2 protein-coding genes and 1 pseudogene are annotated in these 2,940 nt (G+C 65.1%); 2 read left to right on the top strand and 1 reads right to left on the bottom strand.

Annotated features, from left to right (window positions below; genetic code table 11):
• Together VML93_RS21300 and VML93_RS21295 are read left to right on the top strand one after the other, a co-directional pair.
• Positions 1 to 169 (top strand): annotated as a pseudogene (locus VML93_RS21300) (acyl-CoA dehydrogenase); the annotation flags it as partial.
• Between the two features lie 13 nt (positions 170 to 182).
• A complete protein-coding gene (locus VML93_RS21295) occupies positions 183 to 1,853 on the top strand; it encodes a tetratricopeptide repeat protein (protein WP_325613745.1) in 1,671 nt (556 codons plus the stop codon).
• 547 nt (positions 1,854 to 2,400) lie between these two features.
• On the opposite strand, the gene VML93_RS21290 is transcribed toward VML93_RS21295, so the two are convergent.
• Positions 2,401 to 2,724, bottom strand: a complete 324-nt coding sequence (locus VML93_RS21290; protein WP_325613743.1) for an alcohol dehydrogenase catalytic domain-containing protein — start codon at positions 2,722 to 2,724, stop codon at positions 2,401 to 2,403.
• Positions 2,725 to 2,940 lie beyond the last annotated feature (216 nt).

The following is a 2,940-nucleotide window of genomic DNA, read 5'->3' as shown; positions in this document are numbered from 1 at the left end:
GCTCGACGTCGGCAAGCGCTATCTTGGCCGTCAGATCGCCAGCATCGGTGGCGGCACCTCCGAAATGGCGCGCAACGTCATCGCCGAGCGGGTGTTGAACCTGCCCCGCGAGTACGCCGCCGACCGCGGCGTGCCGTTCAACCAAGTTCGGCGAAACAGGTTGTCCTGAGTAGTGTGCGAGCATGACTGCCGGCGAGCGGTATTTCGACCTCGGCTCCTTTCACCGGCCGGTCGAAACCTCTTCCGCGCAAGCACAGGTCTGGTTCGACCGCGGCCTGGTGTGGGCGTATGCGTTCAACCACGAAGAGGCGATCCGCTGCTTTGAGCGGGCTCTGCGACTCGATCATGCTCTGGCCGTTGCGCATTGGGGAATCGCATATTCGGTCGGCCCCAACTACAACAAGGCCTGGGAGGCGTTCGACCCGATCGATTTGAGGTCGTCGCTGGCCCGTGCGCGCACGGAATTGGAACTGGCCGCGCGGTGCCGGGCCAGTCCCGTCGAGCAAGGTCTGATCGCCGCGCTTGGGTGGCGCTTCCCGACCGACGACCCGGCGGACACCGCTGCCCTGCACTCGGGACTCGCCGGCTACGCCGATGCGATGACGGCGCTGGCCGCTGCCTACCCGGAAGACATTGACGTGCAAGCGCTGGCCGCTGACGCGCAGCTCAACGTGACGGCGTGGGCGCTGTGGGACGCGCGCACCGGTGAGCCAGCGGCGGGCTCACGGGTGCTCGAGGCCAAGCGGATTCTCGAGGATGCGCTCGGTGGGCCTGCGGGTCGCGGACATCCGGGGATCCTGCATCTGTATCTGCACACCATGGAGATGTCGGCGAGTCCAGAAGATGCCCTGCCGGCCGCGGACCTGCTGCGCGGCTTGGTGCCCGACGCCGGGCATCTGCAGCACATGCCGAGCCACATCGACGTGCTATGCGGCGACTATCGTAGCTCGGTGGTAGCGAATCAACTTGCGGTGCAGGCGGATCGATGTTTCGTCAGCCGCGAGGGGCCGTTGAACTTCTATTCGCTCTACCGCGCCCACGATCTGCACTTCATCGTGTATTCGGCGATGTTCGAGGGACAGTCGCAAATCGCATTGCAGGCCGCCGACGAGCTGGCGGGCCAGCTGTCCGCCGACCTGCTGTCGATCACGTCTCCACCAATGGCCGACTGGCTCGAGGCGTTCGTGCCGCTGAGGACCCATGTGCTGGTGCGGTTCGGGCGTTGGGATGAGCTGATCGCCCAGCCGCTGCCGGAGGACCGCGACCTGTATTGCACCACCGCGGCGACCATGCACTACGGTCGCGGCATCGCGCTGGCGGCTACCGGTCGACTCGGCGAGGCGCACACCGAGCGCGCGGCGTTCACGCAGGCATATGAGCGGATTCCGGATTCGCGGTTCCTGTTCAACAACACCAGCCGAGACATCCTGGCTGTGGCCGCTGCCATGTTCGACGGTGAAATCGCCTACCGCGAAGGATATTTCGACGAGGCATTCGGGCATTTGCGGCGCGCGATCGACCTGGACGACGGGCTGCCCTACGACGAACCCTGGGGCTGGATGCAGCCCACGCGGCATGCGTATGGAGCACTGTTGCTCGAGCAGGGCCACGTGGCGGAGGCGGCCGCCGTGTATGCCGCCGACCTCGGCCTGGACCCCGCCTTGGCCAGGCCCTGCCAGCACCCCGGGAACGTGTGGAGCCTGCACGGATATCGCGAGTGTTTGCAGCGGCTCGGCCGGACCGCTGAAGCCACGATCATCGGCCAGGAGCTGGCGCTCGCCGCGGCGCGTGCCGACGTCCCGATTCGGGCGTCATGTGCGTGCCGGGGCCCAACGACGAGCCAAGACGACTAATCCAGCTGATGCGGACCGGCACCATCCAGGCGGCTACCTGGCATCAGATTTTGCACTGGGGTTTCGGGGGCCAGCTAGGCCCGTAACTGCAGTCCATAGGTCCTTGTGCCACCTCGCCGATCGGCAAACTCGGGTCGTCTATCCGGGGATTGTGCCAGTCGTGGCACGCATTCATATCCCAATTTCCGACGACGCGTCCGGGTAGGGGTTGCCCCGGACACCAACAGCTGGGTTGTGTGCAGCCGGGGGGATAGGCCCCAGCGGTGCCCGCGGCCAGACCGATACCGGTCGCCGCGACGCCGCCCGCCAGCAGCGTCCCGGCAATGATCCGGTTCAGGGTGCGGAGGGTGTTCATGGTGGTGCCTTTCAGTCCTCACATCTGGTAGCGCCCCGTTAGTTTCGCGCAGATCACTTGCGAAATCCTTGCGTCACTTAGATCGCCGATGCCTCAGGTCGTCAGTGTGGAGCACGACTTTGCCCGTTCCGGGTGCGCGGTCGGCGAAGGTTCGGTAGGCGGCGGCAGCCTCACGCAGCGAGAAATGATGGGTCACAAGGTCTTCCGGCGCCAGACGCCGGTTCTCGACGAGCGGGAGCAGCGCAGGCATCCCGACGACGCCGCGATCTGCACCCGGTCACCGACACGCAGGGTGTGGACGTTCGCACCTGCCTCGATGATCCGACCGACAGCCTCGTGGCCCAGGCTGAAACCCACTTCGGGGACGAAGGTCTGGCCGCTGTAGGTGTGCAGATCACTGCCGCAGATTCCCGAGGCGGTGATCTGGACCAGGACCGCGTCCTCGTCGGGCAGCCGTGGCGTCGGCAACTCGGACACCTCAACCGTCTGTGGACCCTGGTAAGTGAGTGCGAGCATGGCGCTACCTCCGGGACTTGCGGCGATGCATCACATCATGATTACACTGTGATCACCTTGTAAGGAAGTGCTGATTTTCGTGTTGTGAGGTGAGGGATGGCCTGGGACTTTGAAGCCGAACCGGAATTCGCCGAGAAGCTTTCGTGGATGCGCGATTTCATCGATTCGGAAGTGATCCCGCTGGAACCCATTCTCGACGAAATCCCGCCGGCGGAA

This window comes from Mycobacterium sp. (assembly GCF_035499775.1).
Classification (GTDB): Bacteria; Actinomycetota; Actinomycetes; order Mycobacteriales; family Mycobacteriaceae; genus Mycobacterium.
This window is presented reverse-complemented; position numbering and strand designations above follow the sequence as displayed.